The following is a 4,563-nucleotide window of genomic DNA, read 5'->3' as shown; positions in this document are numbered from 1 at the left end:
GCTTCCTCAACAACTTCATCTTCAGACTCTGGTTTACACAACCGGTGAAGCTCATCAAGCAACCCTTGATCTGCCGCTGGAAGAGGTGTCGAGTCTTGAACCGCTCTAAACTGCTCATTGACTGTATCCAGAGCACGTAGCATGGTGTCCATAAGGCCAGAAGTCACTGAACGCTGTCCATTACGCAAAATATCAAAGACATTTTCTGCGCCATGACATGTATCAACAAGCTCAGTTAAGGCAAGAAAACCTGCACCACCTTTAACGGTGTGAAAGCCTCGGAAAATGGCGTTGAGTAATTCTTTATCGTCAGGGTTGTTTTCTAGCTCGACAAGTTGCTCAGAGAGCAGTTCGAGTATTTCACCCGCCTCAACTAAAAAGTCCTGTAGAATATCTTCGTCTAAATCATAGCTCATACGTTACCCCTAAAACCCAAGACTTGAGAGCAAGTCATCGACTTCATCTTGAGATGAAACTGCATCCGTTCGTTCATGAGGATTCAATATTGGCCCTTCTGGACTGATCGATGCTTTATTGTTGTTATCATCCGATTCTTGTGTTTGTTTTTGATTGGTACCAAATACCGTAAGAATCTCAACTAAGCGGTCTTCGACTTCGTTAACTAAAGTGATGACTCGGCTAATGATTTGCCCAGTAAGATCTTGAAAATCTTGAGCCATCAATATTTCAGTTAGCTGACCTTTCAGCTCGGTGCTGTCACCTTCAACTTCAGTGAGTAATCCATCGATACGGTGACATAGCGTTTTAAAATGAGCTAACTCTATTCGACCACTCATTAATTCATTCCACTGCGGCCTGACTTGAACTAGACCTTCATGGAGATTATCAGCAATTGGCATACAGCGATCGACCGCATCCATTGTTTTATTGGCCGCAACTTCCGTCTTCTCTATCACGTATTTGAGTCTATCGCGAGCATCCGGAATCTCGTCTTTCGCGATTTCACTCATCCGCTCATCTAAATTGAAGTGCTGAAGTGAATCGTGGAGATCTCGAGTCAGTGTGCCTATCTCTTGAAGCATGGCGTTCTCACCACCTTCATAGATAGTTTTTACCAGCAAATTAGCTTCTTGCTGTTGCTCACCTTCAAGTAACTCGACAAGTTGTTTTGCCTGTTCTAGTGAAATCATCCTGATTTTGCCTTATTGCGCTTAATCAATGTGTACAACTTTTGGCTTATAAACGCTCAAAAATCTTGTCTAGCTTTTCTTTAAGCGTAGCTGCAGTAAATGGTTTAACAATATATCCATTCACACCAGCTTGTGCGGCTTCAATAATCTGCTCTCGCTTTGCTTCCGCAGTGATCATTAACACAGGCAAATGCTTGAGTTCATCATCAGCTCGGATATTCTTGAGTAAGTCGATTCCTTGCATGCCAGGCATATTCCAGTCTGTTACAACAAACTCAAACTCGCCCTTTTTTAACATTGGCAACGCTGTAAGACCATCATCTGCTTCTTGAGTGTTATTAAACCCCAAGTCACGTAATAGGTTTTTAACGATACGACGCATTGTTGAAAAGTCATCAACAATAAGGATCTTCATATTTTTATTCAAAATTGCCTCCACTGAGTTTGATATCAGTGATTGTTATTCATGTTCCGTCCAAGCACTTAACTTTGTACGTAGACGCTGCATTGATTGGCTTAGTATTTGGCTAACACGTGATTCGCTTACACCAATGACTTCACCAATTTCTTTTAAGTTTAACTCTTCATCATAATAGAGCGAAAGTACTAAGGCTTCACGCTCTGGTAACGATTTTATTGATTCAATGAGTGCTTTTCTAAAAAACTCATCGGCAACACCGCTAAATGGCGTATTTTTATCTTCTTCTACTGGAGAAATGGCATCATCTGAAATACCCAAATCTTCAATACCAACTAGACGAGAACAATTTATGTCTGTTAATGCAGTGTGGTACTGTTTTAACGACATATCTAGGTGATTTGCAACTTCTGTGTCGGTTGGGTCTCTATTTAGTTCACTTTCTAACGCTGATATGGCCAATCCAATCTCTCGATTGTGCTTGTGAACCGAACGCGGAACCCAGTCTCCTCGTCGAATATCATCGAGCATTGATCCTCGAATTCGAATGCCTGCATAGGTTTCAAAGCTTGCGCCTTTAGTCCCGTCATAATTTTTCTGTGCTTCAAGCAGGCCAATCATCCCAGCTTGAATCAAATCATCAACTTGTACGCTAGGAGGAAGACGTCCTATGAGGTGGTGCGCTATGCGTTTAACCAATACAGAATACTTCTCCAAAAATAATTTTTGGCTATTTTGATTCGCGTATTGATCGTAAGTCAGCGCTTTATTCACTCAATGATTCCCCTAATATATCGGTCCGATTTAGTAAACGTTCTACGAAAAACTCCAAATGCCCACTAGGGGTTTTCGGGATCGGCCATGTCAATGCTTTATTCGCTAATGAACTGATGGCCAACGCGGCTGGAGAGCGTGGGTACGCATCTACAACAATCTTTTGTCTTTTAACCGCTTGACGTACTTTATCATCTAATGGGATACATGCGACGAGTTCAATGCTGACATTTAAGAACCTCTCTGTGACCAAGGTCAACTTTGCGAATAATTCTCGCCCTTCTCGGTAGCTTCTGACCATATTTGCAACAATCTTGAAGCGTTGGACTTGATGCTCCGTACTTAACAGCTTAATCAGAGCATAAGCATCGGTTATTGAGGTTGGTTCATCACAAACCACGACAACCACATCTTGAGCAGCACGAGAAAAACTGACAACCATATCTGAAATACCCGCAGCGGTATCTATTAACAATATGTCCATTTCTTCTTCTAAGCTACCAAATGCACGAATTAATCCGACATGTTGTGCGTGAGATAGCTCTGTCATGCTTTGTGTGCCGGAGGTCGCGGGTATTATTTTAATTCCATGTGGCCCTTCAACAATCGTATCTCTTAGCTCACATTCACCCGCTAATACATGGCCTAAATTCTTTTTAGGCCGTATTCCGAGCATAATGTCGACGTTTGCTAAACCTAAGTCCGCATCGAGCACAGTCACTTTTTTACCTTGGCGCGCCATGCATATGGCTAGCCCCAAAGTTACGTTCGATTTGCCAACGCCCCCCTTACCACCCGTCACAGTAATGACTTTCGTCAATGACGGTTGCGTGAGTCTGCGTAGGCCACTTGCTTGGTCGTGAATCATTTTATCTGTCATATAGTTGCGCCGCCTAGAGCCCCTCTCCGGAGTCACTATTCCAGTAGTGAGGTTCATTGTCTGTCGACTTTTCAAGTAATTCGTTCGCTTTCGCTACCATGTATTTAGGCTGAGCGAGTACGATATCTTCTGGTACTCGCTGACCGTTTGCTATGTAAGCAACTGGTAACGCGTTTTGAACGATAACACTTAAAAATTCACCTAAGCTGAGTGATTCATCCAGCTTAGTCATGATGCAACCAGAGAGCGGTATTCTTCTAAAATGCTCTATGGTTTCTTGTAATACTTTTCGCTGAGCGGTAGCCGGCAATACAAGGTAGCTATGTATTACTTCGCCACTTTCCTGCATAAGGGTATCTAGCTGCTCAGAAAGCCTGACATCTCGCTGCCCCATACCCGCTGTATCGACCAAAATCAGACGACGATTTCTTAGCTGATATATTACATCGGCTAACTCATTGGAATCTTTAGCAACTCTTACTGGGCAACCCATAATTCGACCGTAGATCGATAACTGTTCATGTGCACCAATTCGGTAGGTATCTGTTGTCACTAACGCGACATTATCTGAACCATATTCCATTGCAGCACGAGCGGCCAATTTGGCAATCGTTGTTGTTTTTCCAACGCCGGTCGGGCCGAGAAGCGCAACAATGCCCCCACGTTTTAGGATGTCTGTTTTTGCAACGGGAATCTGATCCGCAACCAAACCGAGTAATGCTTTCCAAGCCTTCGGTGGCGCGGTATCTTCGGGAATGTAACAGGCCAATTGGTCCGCAAGCTCTAGCGATACGCCCATTCTCTCGAGTCGTTTAATCAGCATAGCCCGTAGTGGTTCACGTCGCTCAACTTCTTGCCACATTAGCCCTGAAACTTGGTGCTCTAAAAGTCGTCGAATAGACGTCATTTCTTCGCGCATCCCTTCCAATTCTTCGTTATCGGCCTTTGAGTCTTCTCGACGAGGTCTGTCATAACGAGTGGGATCAAGCTTGGGGGTGTTTCGGTCAGAACGTCTGTCTTGCGCGATCAATTTTGCGAGTGGCGATTCTGGATTAGACAGCATCCCGTTGGGGTGATTAGCATTGTTTGTACTGTTCGTATTGCTTGTATTGCTTGTATTCTTGGTACGGCGATCGGCTGCTTGTGAGCTTCTTTGACGCTTTAACAATGCAGTTAATGAATCTTCATTTTCAGAACGATGCTCTTGCTCTGGCTCGCCATTGCTGTATTGCTTTAGCATATTGGCAAAGCGTTTTGTCATTGACTTTCCAGAATCGGCGCCCGATTGCAAGCTCACCTTGTCTTGCTCAAGTTCACGAGGGGTAGATCGGAAGAGCGGT

General features: G+C 43.9%; 6 protein-coding genes. All 6 read right to left on the bottom strand.

Annotation, left to right across the window (positions count from 1 at the left end; translation table 11 throughout):
* Window positions 1–416, bottom strand: a 416-nt coding sequence (locus ACP45E_RS16650) for an Hpt domain-containing protein (protein WP_198927743.1), incomplete at its 3' end; no start/stop codon positions are given.
* Window positions 417–425: 9 nt separating this feature from the next.
* Window positions 426–1,151 (bottom strand): protein phosphatase CheZ, encoded by a 726-nt coding sequence (locus ACP45E_RS16645; protein WP_017036162.1) that lies wholly within the window; start codon window positions 1,149–1,151, stop codon window positions 426–428.
* A 46-nt stretch (window positions 1,152–1,197) separates the two neighbouring features.
* Window positions 1,198–1,566: a chemotaxis response regulator CheY gene (cheY, locus tag ACP45E_RS16640; RefSeq protein WP_017036163.1), complete on the bottom strand. Its 369-nt coding sequence runs from the start codon at window positions 1,564–1,566 to the stop codon at window positions 1,198–1,200.
* Window positions 1,567–1,611: 45 nt separating this feature from the next.
* On the bottom strand, window positions 1,612–2,343 hold the full coding sequence (locus ACP45E_RS16635) for an RNA polymerase sigma factor FliA (protein WP_017036164.1): 732 nt from the start codon (window positions 2,341–2,343) through the stop codon (window positions 1,612–1,614).
* Window positions 2,336–3,223: a MinD/ParA family protein gene (locus tag ACP45E_RS16630; protein ID WP_017038067.1), complete on the bottom strand. Its 888-nt coding sequence runs from the start codon at window positions 3,221–3,223 to the stop codon at window positions 2,336–2,338. The genes ACP45E_RS16635 and ACP45E_RS16630 overlap by 8 nt, the downstream gene beginning before the upstream one ends.
* Before the next feature lie 13 nt (window positions 3,224–3,236).
* Window positions 3,237–4,563: flagellar biosynthesis protein FlhF (gene flhF, locus ACP45E_RS16625; protein ID WP_069585282.1), on the bottom strand; the 1,327-nt coding region annotated here is incomplete at its 5' end.

The sequence above is a fragment of the Vibrio genomosp. F10 str. 9ZD137 genome, from assembly GCF_049974785.1.
Lineage (GTDB): Bacteria > Pseudomonadota > Gammaproteobacteria > Enterobacterales > Vibrionaceae > Vibrio.
This window is presented reverse-complemented; position numbering and strand designations above follow the sequence as displayed.